This window comes from Rhizorhabdus dicambivorans, from assembly GCF_002355275.1.
Lineage (GTDB): Bacteria > Pseudomonadota > Alphaproteobacteria > Sphingomonadales > Sphingomonadaceae > Rhizorhabdus > Rhizorhabdus dicambivorans.
Genome location: NZ_CP023451.1, coordinates 49,428 through 74,232 on the forward strand (window position 1 = coordinate 49,428; position 24,805 = coordinate 74,232).

At 64.2% G+C, this 24,805-nt stretch carries 20 protein-coding genes and 2 pseudogenes; 9 read left to right on the plus strand and 13 right to left on the minus strand.

What is annotated here, in order from left to right; all coding sequences use genetic code 11:
• Nucleotides 1–3: 3 nt before the first annotated feature.
• The 4 genes from CMV14_RS24720 to CMV14_RS24735 are packed head-to-tail and all read left to right on the plus strand — an operon-like array spanning nt 4 to nt 4,539.
• Nucleotides 4–690, plus strand: a complete 687-nt coding sequence (locus tag CMV14_RS24720) for a ZIP family metal transporter (RefSeq protein ID WP_004212882.1) — start codon at nt 4–6, stop codon at nt 688–690.
• The gene (locus CMV14_RS24725; protein ID WP_004212885.1) at nt 687–1,295 is read left to right on the plus strand and encodes a cation efflux transmembrane domain-containing protein; all 609 of its coding nucleotides are present in this window, start codon (nt 687–689) and stop codon (nt 1,293–1,295) included. The genes CMV14_RS24720 and CMV14_RS24725 overlap by 4 nt, the downstream gene beginning before the upstream one ends.
• Nucleotides 1,292–3,793 carry a heavy metal translocating P-type ATPase gene (locus CMV14_RS24730; protein WP_004212886.1) on the plus strand — a complete coding sequence of 834 codons (2,502 nt, stop codon included), beginning with the start codon at nt 1,292–1,294 and terminating at the stop codon, nt 3,791–3,793. Before CMV14_RS24725 ends, CMV14_RS24730 begins: the two co-directional genes overlap by 4 nt.
• Nucleotides 3,790–4,539, plus strand: coding sequence for an HAD-IIB family hydrolase (locus tag CMV14_RS24735; RefSeq protein ID WP_004212890.1), 750 nt, complete (start codon nt 3,790–3,792; stop codon nt 4,537–4,539). Before CMV14_RS24730 ends, CMV14_RS24735 begins: the two co-directional genes overlap by 4 nt.
• A gap of 247 nt (nt 4,540–4,786) precedes the next feature.
• Here CMV14_RS24735 and CMV14_RS24740 read toward each other — a convergent pair.
• From CMV14_RS24740 to CMV14_RS24760, 5 genes and pseudogenes are all read right to left on the minus strand, one after another.
• A pseudogene (locus CMV14_RS24740) lies at nt 4,787–5,362 on the minus strand (Tn3 family transposase); the annotation flags it as partial.
• A gap of 57 nt (nt 5,363–5,419) precedes the next feature.
• Nucleotides 5,420–8,389, minus strand: a complete 2,970-nt coding sequence (locus CMV14_RS24745; protein ID WP_014072601.1) for a Tn3 family transposase — start codon at nt 8,387–8,389, stop codon at nt 5,420–5,422.
• Between the two features lie 91 nt (nt 8,390–8,480).
• Nucleotides 8,481–9,899: a mercury(II) reductase gene (gene merA / locus CMV14_RS24750; RefSeq protein WP_004213247.1), complete on the minus strand. Its 1,419-nt coding sequence runs from the start codon at nt 9,897–9,899 to the stop codon at nt 8,481–8,483.
• A 37-nt stretch (nt 9,900–9,936) separates the two neighbouring features.
• The gene (locus tag CMV14_RS24755; RefSeq protein WP_004213249.1) at nt 9,937–10,266 is read right to left on the minus strand and encodes a heavy-metal-associated domain-containing protein; all 330 of its coding nucleotides are present in this window, start codon (nt 10,264–10,266) and stop codon (nt 9,937–9,939) included.
• A gap of 12 nt (nt 10,267–10,278) precedes the next feature.
• On the minus strand, nt 10,279–10,674 hold the full coding sequence (locus tag CMV14_RS24760; RefSeq protein WP_014072602.1) for a mercuric transporter MerT family protein: 396 nt from the start codon (nt 10,672–10,674) through the stop codon (nt 10,279–10,281).
• A gap of 76 nt (nt 10,675–10,750) precedes the next feature.
• Between CMV14_RS24760 and CMV14_RS24765 the strand changes: the two genes are divergently transcribed.
• Both CMV14_RS24765 and CMV14_RS24770 read left to right on the plus strand, forming a co-directional pair.
• Nucleotides 10,751–11,173 (plus strand): MerR family transcriptional regulator, encoded by a 423-nt coding sequence (locus tag CMV14_RS24765; RefSeq protein ID WP_014072603.1) that lies wholly within the window; start codon nt 10,751–10,753, stop codon nt 11,171–11,173.
• A gap of 170 nt (nt 11,174–11,343) precedes the next feature.
• Nucleotides 11,344–11,904: a recombinase family protein gene (locus CMV14_RS24770; protein ID WP_004213255.1), complete on the plus strand. Its 561-nt coding sequence runs from the start codon at nt 11,344–11,346 to the stop codon at nt 11,902–11,904.
• Nucleotides 11,905–11,965: 61 nt separating this feature from the next.
• Here the strand turns inward: CMV14_RS24770 and CMV14_RS24775 are convergent.
• Nucleotides 11,966–14,239 (minus strand): annotated as a pseudogene (locus tag CMV14_RS24775) (Tn3 family transposase); the annotation flags it as partial.
• 125 nt (nt 14,240–14,364) lie between these two features.
• Here CMV14_RS24775 and CMV14_RS24780 point away from each other — a divergent pair.
• Nucleotides 14,365–14,985, plus strand: a complete 621-nt coding sequence (locus tag CMV14_RS24780; RefSeq protein WP_008832583.1) for a recombinase family protein — start codon at nt 14,365–14,367, stop codon at nt 14,983–14,985.
• 2 nt (nt 14,986–14,987) lie between these two features.
• Nucleotides 14,988–15,512, plus strand: coding sequence for a GNAT family N-acetyltransferase (locus CMV14_RS24785; RefSeq protein ID WP_011607966.1), 525 nt, complete (start codon nt 14,988–14,990; stop codon nt 15,510–15,512).
• Nucleotides 15,513–15,578: 66 nt separating this feature from the next.
• Here the strand turns inward: CMV14_RS24785 and CMV14_RS24790 are convergent, their stop codons facing one another.
• From CMV14_RS24790 to CMV14_RS24820, 7 genes are all read right to left on the minus strand, one after another.
• Complete coding sequence (locus tag CMV14_RS24790; RefSeq protein WP_021247421.1) at nt 15,579–16,874, minus strand: type II restriction enzyme NmeDI-related protein; 1,296 nt, start codon at nt 16,872–16,874, stop codon at nt 15,579–15,581.
• A 248-nt stretch (nt 16,875–17,122) separates the two neighbouring features.
• Nucleotides 17,123–17,512 (minus strand): copper-binding protein, encoded by a 390-nt coding sequence (locus CMV14_RS24795; RefSeq protein ID WP_021245555.1) that lies wholly within the window; start codon nt 17,510–17,512, stop codon nt 17,123–17,125.
• A gap of 11 nt (nt 17,513–17,523) precedes the next feature.
• Nucleotides 17,524–20,667: an efflux RND transporter permease subunit gene (locus CMV14_RS24800; protein ID WP_066969660.1), complete on the minus strand. Its 3,144-nt coding sequence runs from the start codon at nt 20,665–20,667 to the stop codon at nt 17,524–17,526.
• Nucleotides 20,664–22,154, minus strand: coding sequence for an efflux RND transporter periplasmic adaptor subunit (locus tag CMV14_RS24805; protein WP_021243085.1), 1,491 nt, complete (start codon nt 22,152–22,154; stop codon nt 20,664–20,666). Before CMV14_RS24805 ends, CMV14_RS24800 begins: the two co-directional genes overlap by 4 nt.
• Nucleotides 22,151–23,413 carry a TolC family protein gene (locus tag CMV14_RS24810; RefSeq protein ID WP_013039107.1) on the minus strand — a complete coding sequence of 421 codons (1,263 nt, stop codon included), beginning with the start codon at nt 23,411–23,413 and terminating at the stop codon, nt 22,151–22,153. Before CMV14_RS24810 ends, CMV14_RS24805 begins: the two co-directional genes overlap by 4 nt.
• Before the next feature lie 63 nt (nt 23,414–23,476).
• Entirely contained in the window at nt 23,477–23,734 is a 258-nt protein-coding gene (locus tag CMV14_RS24815; RefSeq protein ID WP_007683334.1) for a hypothetical protein, read from the minus strand.
• 77 nt (nt 23,735–23,811) lie between these two features.
• Complete coding sequence (locus tag CMV14_RS24820; RefSeq protein ID WP_007406428.1) at nt 23,812–24,174, minus strand: hypothetical protein; 363 nt, start codon at nt 24,172–24,174, stop codon at nt 23,812–23,814.
• Between the two features lie 243 nt (nt 24,175–24,417).
• Here CMV14_RS24820 and CMV14_RS24825 point away from each other — a divergent pair, with 243 nt between their 5' ends.
• Nucleotides 24,418–24,774 carry a hypothetical protein gene (locus CMV14_RS24825; RefSeq protein ID WP_025549152.1) on the plus strand — a complete coding sequence of 119 codons (357 nt, stop codon included), beginning with the start codon at nt 24,418–24,420 and terminating at the stop codon, nt 24,772–24,774.
• The last annotated feature ends 31 nt before the right edge of the window (nt 24,775–24,805 follow it).

Below are 24,805 nucleotides of genomic sequence, written 5' to 3' on the forward strand. Positions count from 1 at the left end.
GAAATGCAGGCACTGCTCTATACGCTTGCGCCTGTGCTGGCGGTCGTGCTCGGCGCGATTGTCGCGAGCCGCACCAAGTTGAAACCTGGCCTCGTGGCGGGCCTACAGCATCTCGCTGCCGGCGTCGTGTTCGCGGCGGCAGCGACCGAAATCCTGCCGCAGGTCAAGCATGAGGCATCGCCCAGCGCGACGTTGATCGGCGGGGCGGCGGGCGTCGCGACCATGCTGGGGCTCAAGGCTCTTGAGGCCCGCTTCAAGGGGCCGATGGCGCTACTCGCCGCGATCGGCATCGACATTCTGGTGGACGGCCTGGTGCTCGGCCTCGCTTTCGTGGCGGGCGAGAAGGCAGGTCTCCTGCTGACGATCGCGCTCACTCTGGAAGTGTTATTTCTGGGACTGACGCTGACCGACGAGCTGGCGGAAACCTATCGCTCGCGCTTGCGCATCATCGTGATCGTCTCGGCATTGGCCCTGCTGCTGCCGATCGGCGCGCTCGCTGCCGTGCCGGTCGCCGCGCTGTCGCCGGTGATGATCGCCGGCTTCCTCAGCTTCGGGCTGATGGCGCTGCTCTACCTCGTCACGGAGGAGTTGCTGGTCGAGGCGCACGAGAAACCCGACACCCCGCTCATCAGCTCGATGTTTTTCGTCGGCTTCCTGGCCCTGCTGACACTTGAGGAGATGATGGGATGATCCCGGGCAACGACAACAATGGCGGGCAGGAGCGCCGCACACTGTGGATCGTCCTGCTGCTGAACGCGGCGATCGCTGCGGGCTTCTTCGTTTCCGGCTTCTTCGCGGACTCGAGCGCGCTGATCGCCAACGGCGTCGACAACCTGTCCGATACGGCTGTGTATGCGCTGAGCCTTGTGGCGCTCACCCGGGGCCAGACATGGAAGACACGCGCCGCGGTCGCTTCGGGCGTCATGCTGCTGATCTTCGCGGGCGGCATCTTGATCGATGTCGGACGGCGCTACGTGCAGGGCAGCGAGCCCATCGGACCTACCATGATGGTCATGTCCGCGATCGCCGGCGTCGTGAATTACCTCTGCCTGCGGCTGCTCCAGCGCCTCAAGGATCCGGACGTCAATCTCCGGGCCGCAACCACCTTCAGCTTCAACGACTTCATTTCCAACGGCGGCATCCTGATCGCCGGCGTGCTGGTGCTGTGGTTGGGTACCAATTGGCCGGACCTGCTGGTCGGCTTCGCCACCGCCATCATCGCCATCAAGGGCGGTGTCGAAATCCTGCGCGACGCGCGCGCCGAAACCAAGAAAAGCGAAAGGAGGTCGTCATGAACGACAAGCTCGAACTCGACATTCCAGTGTTGTTGCCGGACCTTCCTGACGCGGCCGATGCCTGCCTGGACCGTCTCGTATCAACCCTGTCAAAGCGCGAAGGTGTCGAGCGGGCGCATGTGATCTGTCTCGACGGCAACACGCCAGCGGCGCTGTGCATCCATTTCGATGCCGCCAAGCTGCCGCTGCCACGGTTGCGCGAAATGGTGCGCGCCGCAGGTGCCGAAATCACCGAGCGCTACGGCCATGCGATCTGGCAGGTGACGGGGATCAACCACGAACGTCGGGCGCGCACGGTCAGCGATGCGCTGTGCGCCTTGCCCGGCGTGGTCCAGGCAAGCGCCAGCACCAGCGGGTCTGTCCGGGTCGAATATGATCGCCGCGAAACCACCGAAGAGGAGGTGCGCGCTGCGCTTCGCAAGCTGAAGGTGAGGGTGGGCAAGCGGGTCGCTGCCGATGAACATGCCGGCCACGACCACGGCCCCGGGGGCCACGGCGCGGGCGAAGAGAAGCACGGCCCCGGCGATGGCCACGACCATAGCCACGCCGAATTTCTCGGCCCCAATACCGAGCTGATCTTCGCGCTCGCCTGTGGCGCGCTGCTGGGGATCGGCTACGCGATCGAGAGGCTGGTCGCTGGCGCGCCCGAATGGCTGCCGACCGCCTGCTATATCGCAGCCTATTTCTTCGGCGGATTCTTCACGCTGCGCGAGGCGATCGACAACCTCCGGATGAAGAAGTTCGAGATCGACACGCTGATGTTGGTCGCTGCGGCCGGCGCCGCTGCGCTGGGCGCATGGGCCGAAGGTGCGCTGCTGCTGTTCCTGTTCAGCCTCGGCCATGCGCTTGAGCATTATGCAATGGGCCGCGCCAAGAAGGCGATCGAGGCGCTGGCGAAGCTCGCGCCCGAAACCGCGACCGTGCGACGCGGCGGGCAGACCAGCGAAATCCCGGTCGAGCAGATGGTCGTCGGGGACATTGCCATCGTCCGCCCGAACGAGCGCCTGCCTGCCGACGGCTTCGTCATCAAGGGCACCAGCGCGATCAACCAGGCCCCGGTCACGGGTGAAAGCATCCCGGTCGACAAGGTGCCGGTCGCAGATGCCGCAGCGGCACGCGCCAAGCCCGATGCAGTCGACGCGGAAAGCCGGGTTTTTGCTGGTACGATCAACGGCGGCGGCGCGATCGAGATCGAGGTGACACGCCGTTCCAATGAAAGCGCGCTTGCCAAGGTCGTGAAGATGGTGAGCGAAGCGGAGACGCAGAAGTCGCCGACGCAGCGCTTCACCGACCGGTTCGAACGGATCTTCGTGCCCGCCGTCCTGGTCCTGTCAGTGCTCCTGCTGTTCGCATGGGTGGTCGTCGACGAGCCGTTCCGCGACAGCTTCTATCGCGCGATGGCGGTGCTGGTGGCGGCAAGCCCGTGCGCGCTCGCGATCGCAACGCCGAGCGCGGTCCTGTCGGGCGTTGCCCGTGCAGCGCGGGGCGGCGTGCTCGTGAAGGGCGGTGCACCGCTCGAAAACCTCGGGTCGCTCAAAGCGATCGCTTTCGACAAGACGGGCACGCTGACCGAAGGTCGTCCGCGCATCACTGATGTCGTGCCCGTCGATGGCGCCGATGAAGGCGAGTTGCTGGCGCTGGCTGTCGCCGTCGAAGCGTTGAGCGACCATCCCCTGGCCCAAGCGATCGTCAAGGACGGCCGCGAACGTCTGAACGATCGTGCCGTGCCGACTGCCGGCGACCTCAAGAGCCTGACCGGTCGGGGCGTCACCGCGAGCGTGGATGGCGAGACGGTGTGGATCGGCAAGGCCGAGATGTTCGGAAGTGAGGGCATTCCGGCGCTGGGGCAGGGCGCGCAGGACGCAATCGCGAAGCTGCGCGAGAACGGCCGCACGACAATGGTGGTCCGCAAGGGGGACCGCGACCTGGGCGCGATCGGCCTGATGGACACGCCTCGCGAAGCTGCCAAGACCGCGTTGCGTCGGCTGCACGAGATGGGCGTGTCGCGGATGATAATGATCTCCGGCGATCACCAGAAAGTCGCCGAAGCGATCGCCGACGAAGTCGGGATCGACGAAGCGTGGGGCGACCTCATGCCCGAAGACAAGGTTGCCGCGATCAAGAAGCTCGCCGGCGAAGACAAGGTCGCGATGGTGGGCGACGGCGTGAACGATGCGCCGGCGATGGCAAGCGCCACGGTCGGCATCGCGATGGGCGCGGCGGGGTCGGACGTTGCGCTGGAGACAGCCGACGTGGCGCTGATGGCCGACGATCTGGCGCACCTGCCATTCGCAGTCGGTCTTAGCCGCCATACCCGTGGAATCATCCGGCAGAACGTCTTCGTCAGCCTGGGTGTCGTCGCCTTCCTGGTGCCTGCTACCATCCTCGGCCTCGGCATTGGGCCAGCGGTGGCGGTTCATGAGGGATCGACGCTGCTCGTCGTCATCAATGCGCTCAGGCTGCTCGCCTACCGCGATCCGGCAGGGAAGGCGGCATGAAGTGGCTGATCGCCTTCGACCTCGACGGCACGCTTGCCGAGAGCAAGCGGCCGTTATCGGAGGATATGGCCGCAATCCTCGCCCGATTGCTCGCCATCACGGATGTGGCGGTGATCTCGGGCGGGGACTGGCCGCAGTTCGAAAAGCAGATCGCCTCGCGCCTTCCTGCCGGCGTCGCGCTCGACCGTCTCTGGTTGATGCCGACCACAGGCACGAAACTCTATCGGTTCATCAATGGCGCTTGGCGCGCGGTCTATGCCGAACTGTTCGACGACGCGGAGAAGGCGAAGATCCGCACGGCCTTCGATCAGGCGCTGACCGATGCCGGTCTCGCCGACGAACGTATCTGGGGCGAACGGATCGAGGACCGGGGCAGCCAGATCACCTTTTCGGGCCTGGGGCAGGCAGCGCCGCTGAAGGAAAAGGAAGCGTGGGATCCTGACCGAAAGAAGAGGACCGCGTTGCAGGCCACGTTGCGCGCGAAGCTGCCGGAGCTCTCGATCAATCTCGGTGGCACGACATCGATCGACGTGACCAGAGCAGGGATCGACAAGGGCTATGGCCTGAAGCGCCTGAGTGCCGAGAGCGGTGTCCCGCTCGACGGGATGCTGTTCATTGGGGATGCGATATTCCCCGGTGGGAATGACTATCCCGCTGCTGAAATCGGCCTCGACACAGTGAGGGTGCGCGACGTCGCGGAAACCACCGCCGTCGTGACCGCCATCATCGCGTGTCTGCACCGATAGGATCAAGATACATGGTCGGCTCCATCGCGGAATGCCGCATTGTCAAAGCTCTGGCTTCTGTCGCTTAGGGCAGCGCTTCCTAAAACGAAAAGAAGGCAATGTGCGCGTCTCCGCGAACAAAGCCTCCAGCGATCAATCTAAGAGATTCCGCCGCGCTTCTCAATCGTAGGGGGCGTTTGCGGGAGGGGGCGGAATCCTACGCTAAGGATTTGGGCCAGCGATATTCCCCGGTTAGATTGATGTGTTCCTATCCCAACGGCGAGACGTGGGCGAGTAGATCAGGCGCGATATGGGTACCGCTGGCGGCCCGGGTATTGACGACCTCGCCGAGCTTCATGGTGTTCCAGAATATGATGATGGCGGCGAGCAGGTTCATTCCGGCGATGCGATAGTGCTGGCCTTCGCCGGATCGATCCCGGATTTCACCTCGGCGGTGGAAGCTGATGGCGCGCTTTAGGGCGTGGTGGGCCTCACCCTTGTTGAGGCCGATCTGAGCCTGGCGCTGGAGGCCGGCATCAAGAATCCAGTCGATCATGAACAGGGTTCGCTCGATGCGGCCCACCTCTCGCAATGCGAGGGCCAGCTCATTCTGGCGCGGGTAAGAGGCGAGCTTGCGAAGAATCTGGCTGGGGGCGACGATCCCCGCTGCGATCGTCGCCATGATGCGCAGGATGTCGGGCCAGTTGCGCTCGATGAGCGGTTCATTGATCTTACCTCCGACCAGCGCTCGCACATTGGCCGGCGTCGCGTTGGGCGTGAAGGCATAGAGTCTTTTCTGAGGGAGATCGCGGATACGGGGGGCGAACCTGTAGCCGAGCAAGGCGTCACCTCAAGGTTTGTTCGCCAGACAACGATTTCTCGGACATAAGCGGAACATGGGCTACGCTACACGCTTCAACCGCGCCATTGGCTCGTTGAGTGGGTGGAATTCACCTGCTGGAAGTCGCCTGGCCTGCTCCCAGAGGTAATCGCCGGTCAGACTGATGTGCGCCCAGCCCATCGGAGAAAGGTGCGCAAGCAGTGCCGCATCGAACGTCGTGCCGACAGCGTTGAGGTGCTGGGCGGCCCGGTCGAGATAGACCGTGTTCCAGTAGGAAATCGCCGCAATCAGCAGGTTCAGCCCAGATGCGCGAAATTCCTGATTTTCCAGCGAGCGATCGGTGAACCGACCCTGCCGGTTGGTATAGATGGCGGCGGCAAGCGTGTGCCTCGCCTCGCCTTTGTTGAGACCGGCCTGACAGGCACGTCGCAGTTCCGGTTGTTCAAGCCAATCGAGCGTGAACAAAGTGCGCTCGATACGGCCCAGTTCAGCCAATGCAAAATCCAGCCTGTTCTGGCGTTTGTAGGCGGCAAGTTTTCGCAAGATTACTGACGGCGCCACCGTGCCATCCTTGATTGAGGCGACAATCCTGACGATGTCATCCCAATCGGCCTCGATCGCTGCCGTTTTGATGGTGCGGCCCATCAGATTTTCGATGCCCTTGTATGTCGATGGCGCAGCGATCGAACCCAGCTTGCGGTCGCCAATATCGCGCAGCCGTGGCGCGAAGCGGAACCCGAGTAGGTGGCAGAGTGCGAAAACATGATCGGTGGCGCCGCCGGTATCGGTATAGTGCTCATGCAACGGAAGGTTGCCGGCGCCCAGGACAAGCCCGTCGAGCACGTAAGGCGCTTCACCTGCCGTCGCGGACATGATCCGTGATCCGAATGATGCGAAGTGATCGGAAAGGTGAGAATAGATTTTCACGCCAGGTTCGGCGCCATATTTGGCATTGACGTCCGCCGCCCCTGAACGGCTCCGCCCCGACCGGAAGAACTGGCCATCGGACGACGAACTGGTGCCAGCGCCCCAATGCCGCGCGAAGGGTAATTCGTGATGGGCTGAGATGATCATGGCCAGCGCGGCCTGATAGTTCTCGGGTGAAAGATACCAGTTGTGGGTCCATGCGAGTTGGGCATAGCTGACGCCTTCGCTGGCATTGGCCATCCGCTCCAGCCCGAGGTTGGTGCCATCAGCCAGAATTGCGGCGAGTACCGTGCTGGGGTTGTCGTGCTCCTTGCCTGAGCGCAGGTCACGGAATGCGTTCAAAAAACCAGTGCGTTCGGCGACTTCAAGCAGCAGCTCGGTGATGCGCACGCGGGGAAGCAGGGTATCGAGCTTGCGATCGAGGGCTTCAGCTTCCGGTGGGGTGACAGGCGGCATTTGCTGAAGCTTGAGCCGGTCTCGTTCGAGCGACACTCCCTCAAGCTTGTTTGTTTTCAACTGCTTGGCAAATCGGCGCAGCCGCCAGTCAAGATTTCGTGCCCGGTCAGCGAGGTAGGATGCAGCATTTGAATCGAACGGAAGCACATCCGCCACTTTGGCGGCGTCGCGCCGACCCAGCAAATAGGCATCGAAGCGCTGATAGTTGCGGGTTCCCTCGATCCATACATCACCGGCGCGCAAACGATCACGCAAGGTTGCCATGATCGCAATTTCATAACGTCGGCGGTCGATACGGCCGCTTTCGGTGATGAGACGCTTCCACTGCCGATTGGGGAATGGCAGTGGAACGCCATCGGGAAGGTCGCGCGACTTTCGTGTGTTCGCATCGCGAATGACATCGATGGCTTTGATCAGTGCCGTCCCTGTTCCAGACGCCTTGAAGGTGAAGGCGTCCAGAAATGCCGGGCTGAAACGCCGTAGCGTGGCGTAACGCTCGGTTGCCGTTACCAGTGCGTCCTCGCCGGCAAGATCAGCAAGGGCATCTACTTGGGCCTTTGCCGCAACAAGCCGGTGCCAGCCCACCGCTTCGTCAATCAATTCGAGCGGATCGCCGCCATTCTGGACAGCCTCATCAAGTGCTGTAATCGTGGCGCCAAACAGCCGCATGAGTTGCCCCACCGACTGAATACTATCTTGGTAGCGACGCTCGCGCCCACGCCGCGCGCGCGTGAACATGCCGCCGATAAGTCGGTCAAACATTTGGATCGCGGCATCGGCAAGTCTGGCCTCAAGGTCGATCACTGCGGCCGTCAACGTCGCCCGCCTGCGATTGACGCTGTAATCCGAAAGCAGGAATGCCGGTGCCACGCCGCCCTCGCGGACAAATTGGGCAAAGCGGAATTCCGGAATGGCGCCCCCAACTACCGGGTGGATACCTATGCCGCGAACATAGCGCAGGCGCTCAAGCAAGCCATTGATATTGGCCGCAGTCGGGGCTTCTTCGAAATTACGCAACCACGCCAGCGGTGTCATGCCGAAATCCGGGTTGTTGATTACGAGTTCGTCTAGCCGTGTCAGTTCAGCAGAGCTGAGGCCTTCGACGATTGCGGCTGCGGCAGCTTTGCGTGCGCGTGCCCGGCCAGCAAGACCGGCGCGTTCCAGTGTGTCGCCTGACGGAAGAATGAACCGCTCACCCTTCAGGCCAACCATGAGGGCGCGAACAATCGGTTCACCTCTGTCTGTATACTCGGCGGCTTGCGCGGCAAGATTCAGGGCAAGTGCCAGGTCGCCGCGTCGAAACGGGCGTATGCCAAGATAACGCGCCACGAGATCGGCATGATCGGTACGGGTTTGCGCGCGCTGACCATATGCAGAGAAGGAGGAAGGATCGACGAATAACTGTGCCGCGAGGTACTGAAGAATGACGTCGGGAAGCCCGATCTCGGGTTGCAGACCAAAGCCGGGATGTCGCATCAAAGCGATTTGTGCAGCCAGACCGAGGCGATTTGCTGGACCATAGCGGCGCCCAACCAATTCAACATCTTCCGCAGAAAGGGTATAATGCCCAATGATCGCGGTTTCTTGGACAGGAGGATCGAACAGGCGCCGGCGCTCGTCTCCGGTCAGAAGTCGGCGTCGTGCCATTTTGCTCTCCCGCTGAGGCGAATAACAAAATTGACACCAAAGCGGCTTGCACTGGAGGGAGGCCATTCGTTGCCGGTTGATCCCCGAGCAATCACCCGGCGCAGCAAGACAGTTTGGCGACATCCTTATCAAACGTTTGGGCCGCCAGTTTGAGGCCTTCCACAGTGGTCAGGTAAGGAAATATCGTTGCACCCAATTCCAGGGTGGTCATGCCGTGTTTGATCGCCAGCACCAGTGTCTGGATCGAATCCGCGCCTTCGGGTGCCATGATCTGGCCGCCCAGCAAACGGTCGTTCGCCTTGTCGGCAATCAGTTTGATGAGACCCCGCGTATCGCGTGCTGCCAGTGCCCTTGGCACAGCATCGAGCGGGAGCAGCGAAACCTTGATGTCCAGGCCTTGCGCCCGTGCTGTCGTTTCAGTGAGGCCGGCGCTGGCGACTTGCGGGTCGGTGAAGACGACGGATGGCATGGAGGAATTGTCGTAGCGGTATTGGTTGCCCGTCACCGCGTTGCGCGCGGCCAGTTTTGCGCCATAGGCGGCCATGTAGACGAACTGGTCCCGTCCCGTTACATCGCCCGCCGCGTAAATGCCTGGAACCGACGTTTCGAGGTGGTCATCGACGACGATTCCACCATTACGGGCAAGCACTATGCCGCGCTCCTCCAGCCCAAGCCCGTCGCTATTGGGTCGGCGTCCGGTGGCGATGAGCACCTGTTCCGCCGCGACGGTGTCACAATGCCCCTCGCAGGTCAATTCGACCCCGCTCTGTGTTTGGGCGATACGCTGATAGCCGACACCTGCGCAAACCCGCACGCCCTCGGCTTCCAAATAGTTTTTCAGCGCGGCACTCACTTCCGGGTCCATTTCGGGGAGCAGGCGGCTTCGGCAGCAGATGGTGACATCAACGCCCAGACGCGAAAACATCTGTCCCAGTTCTACCCCGATCACCCCGCCACCGATCACCAGCAGCGATTTGGGCAAGCGATCCAGCGCCAGCGCCGATGTGCTGGTTAGGTAGGGCACGCTGTCCATCCCCGGAATCGGCGGCACGGCGGCGTGCGCACCCATCGCCAATATGACCTTGCCGACCTTCATGGGCGCATCGCCGACAATCAGCGCACCATCGGCAAAGCGTGCCTTGCCCTCGATATAGCTCACACCGTCATAGGCGGGCAGCAGATCGACATATTTTTTTTGGCGCAGCGTCGTGACAAGATCGTCCTTCGACGCCGCCAATACGGACCAGTCATCCATCTGGACAGCGCCCCCAAGGCCGGGAAAGCGCGCGGCGGCAAGCCCACCATGCACCGCTTCGGCGGCGCGGATCAGCGTCTTGGAAGGAACGCAGCCAACATTGACACAGGTGCCGCCAATCGTGCCGTGACCGACGAGCGCCACTTTCGCGCCCAGATCGGCAGCGGCGATCGCGGCGGAGAACCCGGCAGAACCCGCGCCGATGACGGCCACGTCAAATCCTTCCTGCCCGGGGCGGTTGCAACAGTCGTTCATTGCTTATCGCTTTCTTGAGGCGCTGGCGGCGCCCCGCTCAGTTTTGAATAGCGCGCGCCGGATAACCCGCGTTGGTTGATGCAGCGGCAATCGCAGCAGCATTGGTGCGGCGCGGGTTATAGGTTGCGCGCGCGGTCTTGGCTGCGAAATCGACCGTGACCGCCGTTACCCCGGCGACGCCTTCCATCGCCTTCTTCACGGTGATCGGGCAGGTGGCGCAGGTCATGTTCTCTATGGCAAAGGTGGTTTGCTTCTGAGCGGTTGCGGTAGCCGCGGGGCGATCTTGCGCCGTGCCACTAACTGCATAGGCGACCCCGCCGCCAGCCATAGCCAGCACGGCCATAGCGATACATACTGTCTTTTTCATGGGTATTTCCTTTCAATAGAACCAGGGTGCCCACCAGTCGATGGTGAGCGCCAGGATGGCGACGGCAAGGCCCAGCCACAGCACCGCCTTGGTGGTCCAAGCCGATTGTGGACGAGCGCAGTAGGAACCGTCTTCACAGGGCGGTTTCGGCTTGAAATAGACATGCCAGAAGCCGTAGCCGAGCAGCGCGAGCGTTACGCCTGCGACATAGGGCTTGTAAGGTTCGAGCGCCGTCAGGTTGGCGATCCACGCGCCGGAAATTCCGAGCATAACCAACAGTAGCGGGACGACGCAGCAAGCCGAGGCGAGCCCCGCGCCGATCAATGCGCCCGCCGCAACCCAGTTTGCCTGCTTCGGCTCGTGGTTTTCGGTGAGGGCTGGCTGTCCCGCTTCCGGCGTTGAGACCATGGCTTGAATCCCTTGTTCCAACTGAGTGATTCGCAGTGTAGGCTCTGTAGCCACTACAGACTCAAGAGGTATTTTCATGGAGCAACAGGTCGGCATCTTGCGTGCCCAGCTTGCCCGGAAAACAGGCTGCAATCTCGAAACCATCCGCTATTACGAGAAGGTGGGATTGCTGCCGGGGCCGCCTCGCAGTTCCAACGGCTACCGCGTCTATTCGCCGGAACTGGTGCAAAGGTTGCAGTTCATCCTGCGCGCGCGCGACCTTGGCTATGCAATGGATGAGATACGGTCATTGTTGTCGCTCACCGATACCGGTGCACAAACCTGCGCGGAGGTTATGGCGAGAACCGAACTCCACCTTGAAGATGTCCGCCGCCGCATTGCAGATTTGCAGAAGATAGAGGTGACGCTGGCGACCACGTTAGCCAGATGCACTGGAGATGACGTTGCCGAATGTCCCATCCTGGAAGCACTCCAGTTTTTACCCCATCAAGGCAATTGACGCCATCTTTGAGGGATTTGATTTTGTGATGTCAGCTTGGAGTATAGCCTAACCGGACGTCAGGGCGCTACCGCGGTTTCTGTCAGATTAGGGTACTAAACGGAATTTGTTGACGAATGTCGTTGCGTATCATAGATTTCAACCTGACATTTTGATGGAGAGAGTGCGCAGTGAAGGGGCAACGGATCGGCTATGTCCGGGTCAGCACGTTCGATCAGAATGTGGATCGCCAATTGGAAGGTCAGTCGCTCGATCGGACCTTCACCGACAAGGCATCGGGCAAGGACGTCAACCGCCCCCAGCTTGAGGCTCTGCTCACTTTCGCCCGCGAAGGCGATACCGTCGTCGTCCACAGCATGGATCGGTTGGCCCGCAATCTGGATGACCTGCGCAAGCTGGTCCAGGGCCTCACCAAGCGAGGTATCCGGATCGAGTTTGAGAAGGAAAGCCTGTCCTTCTCGGGGGAGGACTCCCCGATGGCCAATCTGATGCTCTCGGTCATGGGTGCGTTTGCTGAGTTCGAGCGCGCCCTGATCCGCGAACGGCAACGCGAAGGCATTGCGATCGCTCGGCAGCGCGGCGCCTATCGGGGGCGGAAACGGTCGCTCTCGGATGAGATGATTGCCGATCTGCACCGCCGCGTTGCCGCCGGTGAACGCAAGGCGACCATCGCGCGCGACATGGGCATCAGCCGCGAAACCCTCTACCAGTACCTTCGCGCCGCTGCCTGACACCAATGTTCACATTATGTCCGGAAAATCGTTGTTCAGCGTACAAAGCTTGAGGTGACGCCAGCAAGGCGCAGGCGGCGAACACATGATCGGTGAAGCCGCCCGTGTCGGCAAAATGCTGGCGAACGCGGCGGCCCGCGTCATTCATGAGCAGCCCGTCCAGGATATAGGGAGCCTCGCTGACCGTTGCCGGGATCACCTGGGTTGCGAACGGCGCATATTGATCGGACACATGGCTGTATCCCTTGAGGCCCGGGACGTTGCCATATTTCGCGTTGATCAGATTCATCGCCTCGCCCTGCTCGGTAGCAAGGAAGAACTGCCCGTCGCTGGATGCCGATTGCCCTTGTCCCCAGAAGGCGGCCATGGGCAGGGCGGCGTGGGCCTCCACGATCATGGCGAGCGCCCGATCATAGGCGCTGCCTTCGACATGCCAGCGCGCGATCCGCAGCAATTCCCAGAAGCTGTGCGTGTTGGTCGCCGCCGCCATCTTGCGCAAACCGAGATTGACGCCTTCCGCCAGCAACACGTTCATCAGGCCGATCCGGTCGCTGCAGGGCGCGCCGGTGCGCAGATGCGTGAACGCCTCGGAAAATCCGGTTCGCTCATCGACTTCCAGCAACAGATCGGTGATCCTCGCGGGCGGGAGCTGTTGATAGAGATCGAGCACGAGATCCTCGGCCCCTTCGGGCGTGTCGGCCCTCAGCTTGTCGATGTGCAGCTTGCCGTTCTCGATGATGCCGCCTGGGATCGTGCCGGTTCGCGCCGCGCGGCCAAACTCCTTCAGCCGTGTATCCAGTCGAGCCCTGCGCTCGGCCAGCCATTCGCCGGGTCGCAGCGGCACGGCGAGCCGCGCGGTCTGCTCTATCGCCTGTGGCGGGACCAGAAGCTGCTTGAGGTCGCCATAGCGGCGCGATCCCGCCAACCATATGTCACCGGACCGGAAGGCGTCGCGGATGTGGAACAGCACCGCGATTTCCCAAAGCCGGTGGTCGCCGCTGGGCTCAGCGCGAAGATGACGATGCCATTTCGAGTTGGGACGTAGAAAATCCACCGGCGGATCGACCTTGATCCCGTTACGCAGCATCGCAACGGCCGTCAGAAGAGGCGTGGCGATCGGCGCCGCCTGCATGTCGAGCAGGCGCAGCATCCTGGGCGCGTAGAGGCGGAAACGGTGATAGCCGTCCAGCACACGGCTGAGCGGGTCGGCCGCGAGCACGTTGGTCAGCGCGGAGGCCGTGGCGACAAGGGTTCTGAACCGTTCCCAGCCAGGCCCGGTGGCGATTATCCCGTCCAGGGCCGTGCCATCGTCCTGCGCTCCAAGCAAAGCACCACCGATTTCGGCAAAGGACTTCAGCGTGTCCCGAACGGCCGCCTTTTCGTCGGCGATCCTGGTGTTGCAAAGGCGTTCGGAGGCCCGATAGAGACGGCCTACGATGCGATCGTGGGTCTCCACGATGACATCGGCCAGCGATGACCGCCATTCCAGGGTGCAGACAGCGAGGATCGCAAGCCGCCTGTCTTCGGGCAGATCACGCATGCCGTCGGCGTAATAGCGCTCGCCCTGCCGGCGAAGCCGGGTCACACGATGCGCCGGCACGCCGTCCAGCAAATCCGCCGGAAGATCGAACCTTTGAAGATATTCCAGTCGATCCATCAGCCGGTTAGCGGCTGCTGAATTTGCGCCAACCTCGAACTGTCGCAGCCATACGAAGCGCGTGACGCGACCATCCACCGTATCCTCCAACAGGTGAGCCAAATTCTCGCTCAGGGTTGGCGTGATGCGATGGGCGATAAGATCCTCGATCCGGCGCTCGGCCTCAACCAGCGCATCGGCGCAAAGGCGCTCGATCGTCGAGGAGCCGGGAAGGATCGTGCGGGTGCGGCGACACTCCGCAACGAAGCGACGGGCAAGATCCTCATTCGATGTCGCCGCCTCGGCTTCCCGAGCGATCCATTCGCGCAAATCCCGTGCGCCCCGCCCCGAAAAGGAGCGATAGCCGTAGATTCGGCGAAGGTCCGCCAGATGCTCGTGCCGGGTCTCCTCGCGCGCGGCATAGAGGAGTAGATCGTCGCTGGTCAGGCCGAGCTGGGCCGCGATGAAATCCGATACCTGCGCCGGGATCAACTCGCCAGGAGCGAGCACCCGGCCCGGGTAGCGCAGGACGCACAGTTGCAGCGCGAAGCCAAAACGATTGTGGGCGCGCCGGCGCTGGCGGATATGCCCGAGATCCTCATCGCTGAGGGTATAGTGCCGCAGCAGCTCACCTTGATCGACCGGCAAGTGAAGCAGCGCCTCGCGCTGTCGATCGGTCAGGGTCACGCGACGCGGCATACATGCTCCTTATTCTTTCCGAGCTACGGTTTGAGATAGCTTGATTGAGATGCTGGTTAAGATACACAATAGCCCAATCTTATGTGCTCATGTTCGTCACCGCCTCAAACCTTCGTTTGTGATCCATGCTGATCGGCTACGCCCGCGTGTCCAAAGCCGACGGCTCGCAGTCGCTCGACCTGCAGCACGATGCCCTTCGCGCTGCCGGTGTCGAGCCAGGCAATATCTATGATGATCGTGCATCCGGTAGCCGTGATGATCGCCCCGGTCTTGCCGCCTGCCTGAAATCGTTGCGCGACGGCGATGTCCTCATCGTTTGGAAGCTCGACCGGCTCGGCCGAACGCTCACCCACCTGGTCAGCACGGTGCAGAATCTGTCGGATCGCGGTATCGGTCTGCGGGTGCTCACCGGCAAGGGCGCGCAGATCGACACCACGACGCCATCGGGCCGGATGGTGTTCGGCATTTTTGCCACACTGGCGGAGTTTGAGCGGGATATGATCCGCGAGCGCACCATGGCTGGCCTGGCCGCTGCCCGCGCGCGGGGACGCAAGGGTGGCCGCAAGTTCGCCCTCTCCAAGGCCCAGGTGCGGCTCGCTCAGGCTGCTATGGCCCAACGCGACACGTCCGTTTCCGACCTCTGCAAGGAACTCGGGATCGAGCGCGTCACTCTCTACCGCTATGTCGGTCCCAACGGGGAACTCCGGGATTACGGTCAGCGCGTGCTTGCTGCCAAAACGCGATGATGATGACGGGAGCCCCGATCAAACTTACCCAAGCGGACGCCGCAGACGTTGCAGACCTGTACAACCGTTGCAGCGACTATTTCCTGTTGCAGGACGGGGCCGCGCCCACGCTGGACGATGCTCGCGAGCTTTTCTCCGATGTGCCGCCCGAAAAGAGCGCCCACAATCAAGCTGTCCTGGGATGGAAGGGGCCTGGCGGCCTATATGCAATCGCGGCCATCCTCCGCGATTATCCGCGTGATGGCACATGGTATCTCGGCTTCATGATCGTAGATGCCGCACAGCGTGGTCGTGGCGTCGGACGCTCAATTTACTCGACGGTCGAAAGCTGGGCCGCTGCGAGAGGTGCCACAGAGATTCGGTTGGCCGTGCTGGAAGCGAATGAAGCGGCAGAGCGATTTTGGCGTTCTCTCGGCTTCATTGAGTATCGGCGCGTTGGGCCAGACACCTTCAAAATGCGTAGCCATCGCCGGATAGAACTGAGCCGTCGCCTTTCTGGCGCGACCGTAGAAGGCAGCAACAAGTAAGATCTCGCGCCGGCTATCTGGGCGAGCTTGGCGTAGGATTCCGCCCCCTCCCGCAAACGCCCCCTTTCAGGGAAGGGGGCTTGAGATCGCCTTGATGGCCTTCAATCCCGTTCCAAAACGAGCGATCGCGTCCCTGTTTCTCTCCAGCTCGCCATAGGGCAGATAGGCGAAGTCGAGATCGGCAATACGGCTGAAAGCCGGGCGACGGAGTTGCGCGCGAACGTCCTGCTCGCGCGCATTCGGTGCGACCAGGAATAGCCCGGCGGCAGCGTGCAGATCGCTCCCCGACAGCGCCAGATCGAGCATGCGCACGATCCCCGAGTAGATCGAGGTCGAATGTTCAACCTCGAACGCGGCGGCGACGCCGTCGCCACCCTTCGCCAGCCACAACACGTCGATGAGGCGGATCGAGTCCGCTCCGGGAGAGGTCGCAATGGCGTCTGGAAGGCGCTCGAGGCATCCCTGTCCAAGCGGGCAGCCAGCGTGAAGTCGACCGCGGTCATTGGCGGCGATCCACACATCGTAACCGAGGGCATGGCCGAGGTCGCGCAGCCAGGCCTGGATTTCGGCGTGCGTGCGATCGGTTTCGCCCTGCGCGGCGGCTGTCTTGTCGAGCCGGCTTGCCTCCGCTCTGGCATGTTCCAATCTGCCGAGCCAGTCGTCGGCCGCCGTTGCGTCATCCTCCAGCGGTGGCGCGGGATAGCGGCCCGAGCCAATGTCGAACAACAGTCCGCCGATCGCGCCGAGATCGTTGGAGAGCAACTCGCGGTAACGGTCGTTGAGGTCGAGGATGCCGGCGCGCATGGCGAGAAAATGATCCCATGACCCGAGCTTCACCTTGGCGCCGGTGACGGCATTGTAGCCCTTGACGATCGCGGTATTGAAGGGCGGCACCAGCGTCGGGTGAAGGAAATAGAGCAGGTTGGCCGCCGCCGGCCCCAGCCCCTTGATCTTGAGCGCGTCTATGCTGCGGATGTGGCTGATGATCTCCTCGGCGGTATCGCAGCACGAGCAATTGTCGAGCAGGCGACCGAACGCCCGCTGATTGTCCGGGCTTTCGTAAATGTCGGGAATGCGCAGCTTGGGCTTCCACAGCCAGGCATGGTCGGCGCCCTTGAAGATCTGCCGCTGTTCGGCGATCGAGTGGACAACCGTTTCCAGTGACGAGCCGCGATAGGCGACGCCGAACCGCCCACTTTCGATTTCCACGACCACCTGCTGCAGCCCCCGACGGATGGAGCGGAAGTTTTTCAGGCGTTCGTCCCAAAGAAACCAGGAGCGATAGGTGGCGCCCGGATCGTCTCGCCAACGACGGACAAGCTCGCTCAAGAGATCATGATGTGTCGTGGGTAACAAGGTCATACTGGCTCGGTCATCCTGAACTGGCTCCTTGCCGCTCAGGCTATCGCGGGCAAGGGCGGCTTGCACGTTCAATGTGCGATCCGCGAAGCTTGCTCAAACTGCCTGTGATCGCGCAGGGAAACGCGGCTGGCGTTGGGCGTTGCCGATCGCATCCGTAGACCGGGCGCACGGCCAGGCAGACGGCCGGCAGGGGCGTCGCCGCCCCGGAGCGGCGACGCAACCAGCTTCTTTTGGTCGAACTTAGCGGATCATTGCTTTGTGATCGCGGTGACCTCGCCATCGCTGCCCTTGAGCGAGAGGTCGAAATCGACCTTGTCGCCGACCTTGACCGCATCGGTGATCGCGGGCGCCGCCTTGAACGCCATCGTCATCGCCGGCCACTTGGCTTCGGGGATCGGGCCGTGGTTGAGCGTGATCGTGCCCGCCGTCTTGTCGATCGCGGTGACGGTGCCATGGCCCTTGGCCTTGATTGCGGCGTTCGCGTCAGGCGCCATCGACATGTTGCCCATGTCGCCGCTCATGGTCGCGGCAGGCGCCGCCTGGTTGGTTTCGGTTGTAACCGGGGTCTCGCCCTTCTTGCCGCACGCGGCGGTCAGGACGGCAAGGCCGAGGGCGAGGGTCAGTCGTGCATGTCTCATAATCGTCTCCTTCATGATGAAGCGGGTTGATGGATGGGGTCGGTCTTCGGCCGGCGCAGCAGCAGATAGGCGGCGGGCAGGACGAACATCGACAGCAGCGGCGCGCTCAGCATGCCGCCGATCATCGGCGCCGCGATCCGGCTCATCACCTCCGAGCCCGCGCCCGATCCCAGCAGGATCGGCAGCAGGCCGGCGAGGATCACCGCGACCGTCATCGCCTTGGGCCGGACGCGCAGCAGCGCGCCTTCGCGCACCGCGGCCTTCACCTCGGCGGCGTCCGGATTAGCCGTGCGCTCGGCCAGCGCATTCTTGAGATAGATCAGCATCACCACCCCGAACTCGGCGGAGACGCCGGCGAGCGCGATGAACCCGACCCCGGTGGCAACCGACTGGTTGAACCCCAGCAGATAGAGCGTCCAGATGCCGCCGGTCAGCGCGAACGGCAGCGTGCCCATGATCAGCGCAGCCTCGTCGAAGCGGCCGAAGATGAGGTAGAGCAGCACGAAGATGATCAGCAGCGTCGCGGGCACGACCAGCTTCAAGCGGTCGACCGCGCGCTCGAGATATTCGAACTGGCCCGAATAGGCGATGCTGACCCCCGGCGAGAGCCGAACCTGTCTCGCCACCGCGCGTTGCAGATCGCCAACCACCGAGGCGAGATCGCGCCCGCGCACATCGACATAGACCCAGGTCGAGGGCCGGGCATTCTCGGTCTTGAGCATCGGCGGCCCTTCGGCGATCGTGACATTGGCGACCGTGCCGAGGGTGATCTGCTGGCCCGCGGGCGTCAGGATCGGTAGCCCCCGCAGCCCGTCGAGGCTGTCGCGCAATTCGCGCGGATAGCGCACGCTGATCGGATAGCGGGCGAGGCCCTCGACCGTCTCGCCGATCGTCTCGCCGCCGATCGCGCCCGAGACGATGGCCTGCACGTCGGCGATGTTGAGTCCGAACCGCGCAGCGGCGGCGCGGTCGATGTTGACATCGACATAGCGTCCGCCGGTCAGCCGCTCGGCGAGCGCCGAGCTGACGCCCGGCACGGTCCTGGCCACGGTCTCGACATCATGGGCGATGCGGTCGAGCTCGGCGAGATCACTGCCCGACACCTTGACCCCGATCGGGCTCTTGATGCCCGTCGCGAGCATGTCGATGCGGTTGCGGATCGGCGGCACCCAGATATTGGCGAGCCCCGGAAGCCTCACCCGGCGATCGAGCTCGTCGATCAGCTTCTCGGGCGTCATGCCTGGTCGCCACTGGTCGCGGGGCTTGAACTGGATCGTCGTCTCGAACATCTCGAGCGGGGCGGGGTCGGTCGCGGTCTCGGCACGCCCCGCCTTGCCGAACACGCTTTCGACCTCGGGCACCGTCCTGATCAGCCGGTCGGTCTGCTGGAGCAGTTCGCTCGCCTTGGCGGCCGAGAGACCGGGCAGGGCCGAGGGCATGTAGAGCAGGTCGCCCTCGTCGAGGTTGGGCATGAATTCGCCGCCGAGCCGGCTGAGCGGCCAGGCCGTGGTCGCGAACACCAAAGCCGCGATCAGCAGCACGGTCTTGGGCCGCTTCATCGTCCAGTCGATCGCAGGCCGGTAGAGATCGGTCAGCCAGCGATTGACCGGATTGGCCTGCTCAGGCGGGATCCGCCCCCGGATCAGCCAGCCCATCAGGATCGGCACCAATGTCACCGACAGGATCGCGGCGGCGGCCATCGCATAGGTCTTGGTGAAGGCGAGCGGCGCGAACAGCCGGCCCTCCTGCGCCTCCAGTGTAAACACCGGGATGAACGACAGCGTGATGATCAGCAGGCTGAAGAACAGCGCCGGCCCGACCTCGGCCGCCGCCTCGGTGACGAGGATCCAGCGCGTCTCGCCGTCGAGATGCGTGCCCGGATGGTCCTGCTCCCAGCGCTCGATCTTCTTGTGGGCGTTCTCGATCATGACCACGGCCGCATCGACCATGGCACCGATCGCGATGGCGATGCCGCCGAGCGACATGATGTTGGCGTTGACGCCCTGGTAGCGCATCACGACGAAGGCGGCGAGCACGCCCAAGGGAAGGGTGAGGATCGCGACGAGCGCCGAGCGGACATGCCAGAGGAAGAGCGCACAGACCAGGGCCACGACGACGAACTCCTCGACCAGCTTGTGGGTGAGGTTCTCGACAGCACGGTCGATCAGCTGCGAGCGGTCATAGACCGTCACCACCTCGACGCCCGGCGGCAGGCTCCTCTTGAGGTCCGCGAGCTTGTCCTTGACCGCCGCGATCGTCTCCCGCGCATTCTTGCCCGAGCGCAGGATCACGACCCCGCCTGCGACCTCGCCTTCACCGTTCAGCTCGGCGATGCCGCGCCGCATCTCGGGGCCGATCTGGATCGTGGCGACGTCGCCGAGGCGGATCGGCACGCCGCCGGCCGCCGTCTTCAGCGGGATCGCGCGGAAATCGTCGAGCGTCTTCAGATAGCCTGAGGCGCGCACCATATATTCGGCTTCGGCCAGCTCGAGCACCGACCCGCCCGCTTCTTGATTGGCCTGCCGGATCGCCTCGACCGCCTGGGCGTGGGTCACCCCGTAGGCCGCGAGCTTCACCGGATCGAGCAGTATCTGATACTGCTTGACCATGCCGCCGATGCTGGCGACCTCGGCGACGCCGGTCACGGTCTTGAGCTCATAGCGCAGGAACCAGTCCTGCAGACCGCGCAGCTGCGACAGGTCATGCCGGCCGGTGCGGTCGACCAGCGCATATTCATAGACCCAGCCAACCCCGGTCGCGTCGGGCCCGAGCGCGCTGCGCGCGCTCGCCGGCAGGCGCCCCTGCACCTGGTTCAGATATTCGAGCACGCGGCTGCGCGCCCAATAGAGATCGGTGCCGTCCTCGAAGATCACATAGACGAAGCTGTCGCCGAAGAAGGAATAGCCGCGCACCGTCTTGGCGCCTGGCACCGACAGCATGGTGGTGGTGAGCGGATAGGTGACCTGGTTTTCGACGATCTGCGGCGCCTGACCCGGGTAGCTGGTACGAATGACGACCTGCACGTCGGACAGATCGGGGAGGGCGTCGATCGGGGTGGATCGTACCGCCCAGAGGCCCGCGCCGACCAGCGCCAGCATGCCGATCAGAACGAAGAAGCGGTTCTTGACCGACCAGCGGATGAGATGGGCGATCATCGGCCCGCCACCTTCGCCATACGCCGCAGCGTCGGTCCCGCCGGGGGCCGGTCGAACCCGAACCGAACCCGGTCGCCCGCCTTGAAGCCGCGCGCGATGCCCGGATCGGCGAGCGCGAAGGTCATCGTCATCGCGGGCCAGTCGAGCGCGGGGACCGGTTCGTGGCTGAGCGTCACCGCATTGGCCGTGAGCCGCTCGATCTTGCCCGTCGTCTCGTACAGCGTGGCTTTCGACCTCGGCGCGGCGATGGTCGCCGATGCCGCACCGCCGCCGATCGGCCGCGCCTCGATTCCCGACAGGCTCGCCTCGGAGTCGATCAGGAACTGCCCCGAGGCGACGACTTTCTCGCCGGGCGACAGGCCGGCAAGGATCTCGGTTTCACCGCCCGCCTCGCGGCCGATGCGGACCTCGGCGGGATGATAGCGCCCGTCGCCTGCGGCGAGCATGACGAGCGTGCGCTTGCCCGTGCGGATCACCGCCTCGCTCGGCACCAGCAGCGCCGGCTTGGCATCGCCGCCAAGCACGACGCTGGCGAACATGCCCGGCCGTAACCGCCCGTCCCGGTTGGGCAGCTCGATCCGCACGGTGAGCGTGCGGCTGTCGGCCTGCGTCGTCGGCAGGATCGCGATCACCCGGCCGGCGAAGCGCTCGCCGGGGAAGCTCGCCAGCGTGGCGCTGGCATTCTGGCCGACCCGGACATCGCCCGCGCGCGCTTCGGGCACCGCGGCATTGAGCCAGACGGTGCCGAGCCCGCTTACCTGGGCGAGCGTCTGGCCCATGGCGAGCGTCACGCCGGCACGGGCGTCGAGCGTCTGGATCGTGCCCGAGATCGGCGTCGTGATGGTCACCACGCCGTTCGGCCGACCGCTCCGCTCGACGCTGGCGATGAGGCCGTCGGACATGCCCATCAGCCGCAGCCGCTGGCGCGCGGCCGCGGTGAGATCGGGCTTGCCGAGCCGCCTGACGCTCAGATATTCGGTCTGCGCGCCGCCCCATTCGGGCAGGAGCAGGTCCGCGATCGGCGCGCCGGCGCGGACCACGTCCCCGGGCGCTCGCGCATAGACGCGGCTCACGAACCCGCCCGAACGCGCCTGGATGACGGCGACGTCGCGCTGGTTGAAGTCGATCGTGCCGGTGACCTCGAGGGCCGAGGCAAGGCTGCCCATCTTCGCCGCGACGACCCGCAATCCCAGGCTCTGCCGCGCGGCGGGATCGACGGCGACCGTGGGGGCCGCGCCGGCGCTTCCTCCGTCCGCGTATCGCGGCACGAGCTGCATATCCATGAAGGGCGACTTGCCGGGCTTGTCGAACTTCTGGTTGGGGAACATCGGATCGTACCAGTAAAGGACTTTGCCTGCCCCGGCGGGCGTGGTCGCCTCCGATTGCGGTGCCTGGCGATGGCCAGCCCAATAGCCTGTGCCGCCGGCCAGCAGCGCGACAGCCAGGATCGATGCGCCCCAGCGCAGCGCGGATTTATCGAGCGTCATGGCCGCTCCTCCCCATAGGTGATAGTGATGCGGACCGCGTCGCGCGCGACGTCGGCTTCGCGGTTGAGCGCCTCGACCTCGGCCTCCGCGAGCCCGAGCGTCGTGAGCAGCGCGGCGCCAAGGTCGAGCTTGCCGGCGCCATAGCTGTCGCGGTCGAGCTCGGCGCGGTGCCTGGCGAGTGGCACCAGCGTCTCGCGGGCATTGCGCAACCGGGAGAGATGCATGGCATGGTCTGCGAGATCGGCGTCGAGCTGCGCCACCAGCTCGCGGCGGATCGCCTCGCGGTCGAACCGACCCCCTTGCGCAAGGCTCTCGCTTGCAGCGATCCTGGGGTTCTGGCGCTTGCCGGCGAACAGCGGCAGGTCGATCGACACGCCGACCGAGGCCATGTCGCCGTACATGGGATCGCGCCGGCCATAGGTGACGCCGACCTTCCAGTCGGGGCGCTTGTCGGCGCGCGCGAGACGCACGTCCGCTTCGGCGACTGCGATCCGCGCGTCCTGCGCGCGCAGGGCGGGAAGCGCATCGATCCCGGCCCGCAGCCGGATCGGATCGACATCGAGCATCGGCGGGTCGCCCGTCGCCTGCGGGTCGGGGTCGCCGGTATAGCGCGCGAGCCGGGCCCGCGCCTGCGCCACCACCGCAGCCATCTCGGCGCGGCGATCGGCGATGGCGGCGCGGAGCTGGTCGGGCTCGAGCGCCTGGCTCGGGCGCGCGCTGCCCGACGCCAGGCGTGCGGTCACGGTCTTCTGCAGGTCGTCGAGGCTGGCATCGAGCAGGTCGAGCTGCCGGAGCCGGCGTTCTCCATAATAGAGATCGACCCAGGCGAGGGCGGTCTCGAGCCGCACGTTGCGGCCTTCGACCAGCTCGCCCGCCTCGGCGATACCGATATCGGCCGCGGCGCGCGCGGCGCGTGCATGGCGCTTGGCGAGATTGGGGAAGGTCTGGCTGAACCCGATCGTCGCCATGGTGAAATCGTCGCGCGTGAAGCTGCCGGCATTGGGGCCGCTCACCGGGAAGTTCTGCAGGCCCAGGTCGAGCGTCGGATCGGGCAGGCGATCGGCCGCGACCGCCGAAGAGCGGGCGCCGGCTGTCGCCGCCGCGCGCGCCTTGAGGCTTGGCGCGTTGGCGGCAGCGAGCCTCACTGCCTGCTCGTAGGTGAGCGGGCCGGCCGACACCGGCACGGCCCAGGCGCTCGCAAGCGTCGCACCGATAGAGAGCAACAGGCGTCGCACAGCGCGCCTCGGCATCATGATCATGGATATCATCCCCTCATGACAGAGGCGGCGCGCCAAGATGTGACGCGCCGCTCCGGAGCGGGTTTAGCCCTTGTCCGACCTGACTGCGCCGCGCATGCAGTCGGCGGCGCTTGCCTGCATCATCGCGCAATCGCAGCTGGCCATGTCCCGGCTGTCGGGCACCCATATGCGGACACGCGCAGGGCCAGTCGCCCGCGGACCATATTGCGGCGCCGACCGCCATTCCCAATGGCCTTGCGGCGTGCGGCTCGCGTCGGTTGCAAGCGCAGGCGCGGCGAGACTGAGGGCCGCCACAAGGGCGGCCGGAAGCAGTTTGATCATCACGAAAACCTTTGACTGAAAAGAAGGAAACCGGGCGCGCACGCATCGATCGATGCGCGCAGCCCGTGCTCGTTCAATCAGGCAAGGCTGGTGGGAGGATCCGGCTCGGGCGCAACCGCCTTGCCGGTCAATATCGTGTCGGTCGTCCAGAAGCTGGGCGCGTCGTAGAGACGCGCAGGCGCAACGCCGCCTGCCAGGTCCGCTGCGACCAGCGGGATCACGCACCCCATCGCGGCGATGCAATCGAGCGTCAGGCCCTTGCAGGGCTTTTCGCTGGGCGCAGGCTGCTGCTTGGCCATCATCGCCATGCAGTCCGCATCCATGCCCTTGGCCAGCGGCGCGCCTGCCGCCTGCGGCACGCTGTGCGCGGCCGCCATCTGGGCTCCGAAGAGACCGGACAGCGCTCCGATGACGAGCAGGAGGGCGAGCAGGCGTTTCACGGGCCTCGATATCTAGCGGGTTTCGCGGGCGCAGCCAACCAAAGTCTCGCGCCGCGCGGATTTTGAAGTGCTGACGGCTGATTCCGTCAACTCCGCGTCAATAAAGATCCGGCCCGGGGAAGAAGATCGGCTGCGGCCTCTACGTATATCGAGGCTGGACCCGGGACCGTAGTCCCAAGCCTGAAGAGACGCTCTTCCCCTCGGCAAAGTCCGGGCGGTGGCTTACCATCCAAGGAGGTGAATATGGTCAGAAAAACTCTCATGGTCGCGCTTGCCGGCATTTCGATGCTTGCTGCCGTCCCCGCTATGGCCCAGGGCATCGGGCACAGCCTGTTCATGCGCGGCTCGATCGTCGACACGGGCAGCAACGGCACGGTCGTCTGCATCGGCAAGGCCGATGGCGCCGAGGTCGGCCAGAAGCTCGAGGTCTATCGCGTCGTGACCCATCCGGGTCCGTCCAAGGGCGTGGCGCCGACCTATCACCGCCAGCTCGTCGGCCATGTGACAATCGACCATATCTTTGACGATCACTTCGCGCACGTGTCCGTCGCCGACGGCACGCCTGCCAAGCACGACATCGTCGAGCTTCGCAAGAACTGACAAGCCGGTGGCCCGGCGGCACGGGCTGCCC

Coding starts and splice junctions, on each gene's coding strand:
- CMV14_RS24725 (WP_004212885.1), top strand. CDS start 687: ATGATCCCGGGCAACGACAACAATGGCGGGCAGGAGCGCCGCACACTG.
- CMV14_RS24720 (WP_004212882.1), top strand. CDS start 4: ATGCAGGCACTGCTCTATACGCTTGCGCCTGTGCTGGCGGTCGTGCTC.
- CMV14_RS24730 (WP_004212886.1), top strand. CDS start 1,292: ATGAACGACAAGCTCGAACTCGACATTCCAGTGTTGTTGCCGGACCTT.
- CMV14_RS24765 (WP_014072603.1), top strand. CDS start 10,751: ATGGAGCAACAGGTCGGCATCTTGCGTGCCCAGCTTGCCCGGAAAACA.
- CMV14_RS24805 (WP_021243085.1), bottom strand. CDS start 22,154: ATGACGCTCGATAAATCCGCGCTGCGCTGGGGCGCATCGATCCTGGCT.
- CMV14_RS24735 (WP_004212890.1), top strand. CDS start 3,790: ATGAAGTGGCTGATCGCCTTCGACCTCGACGGCACGCTTGCCGAGAGC.
- CMV14_RS24785 (WP_011607966.1), top strand. CDS start 14,988: ATGACGGGAGCCCCGATCAAACTTACCCAAGCGGACGCCGCAGACGTT.
- CMV14_RS24760 (WP_014072602.1), bottom strand. CDS start 10,674: ATGGTCTCAACGCCGGAAGCGGGACAGCCAGCCCTCACCGAAAACCAC.
- CMV14_RS24780 (WP_008832583.1), top strand. CDS start 14,365: ATGCTGATCGGCTACGCCCGCGTGTCCAAAGCCGACGGCTCGCAGTCG.
- CMV14_RS24745 (WP_014072601.1), bottom strand. CDS start 8,389: ATGGCACGACGCCGACTTCTGACCGGAGACGAGCGCCGGCGCCTGTTC.
- CMV14_RS24795 (WP_021245555.1), bottom strand. CDS start 17,512: ATGAGACATGCACGACTGACCCTCGCCCTCGGCCTTGCCGTCCTGACC.
- merA (WP_004213247.1), bottom strand. CDS start 9,899: ATGAACGACTGTTGCAACCGCCCCGGGCAGGAAGGATTTGACGTGGCC.
- CMV14_RS24815 (WP_007683334.1), bottom strand. CDS start 23,734: ATGATCAAACTGCTTCCGGCCGCCCTTGTGGCGGCCCTCAGTCTCGCC.
- CMV14_RS24755 (WP_004213249.1), bottom strand. CDS start 10,266: ATGAAAAAGACAGTATGTATCGCTATGGCCGTGCTGGCTATGGCTGGC.
- CMV14_RS24825 (WP_025549152.1), top strand. CDS start 24,418: ATGGTCAGAAAAACTCTCATGGTCGCGCTTGCCGGCATTTCGATGCTT.
- CMV14_RS24810 (WP_013039107.1), bottom strand. CDS start 23,413: ATGATCATGATGCCGAGGCGCGCTGTGCGACGCCTGTTGCTCTCTATC.
- CMV14_RS24800 (WP_066969660.1), bottom strand. CDS start 20,667: ATGATCGCCCATCTCATCCGCTGGTCGGTCAAGAACCGCTTCTTCGTT.
- CMV14_RS24790 (WP_021247421.1), bottom strand. CDS start 16,874: ATGACCTTGTTACCCACGACACATCATGATCTCTTGAGCGAGCTTGTC.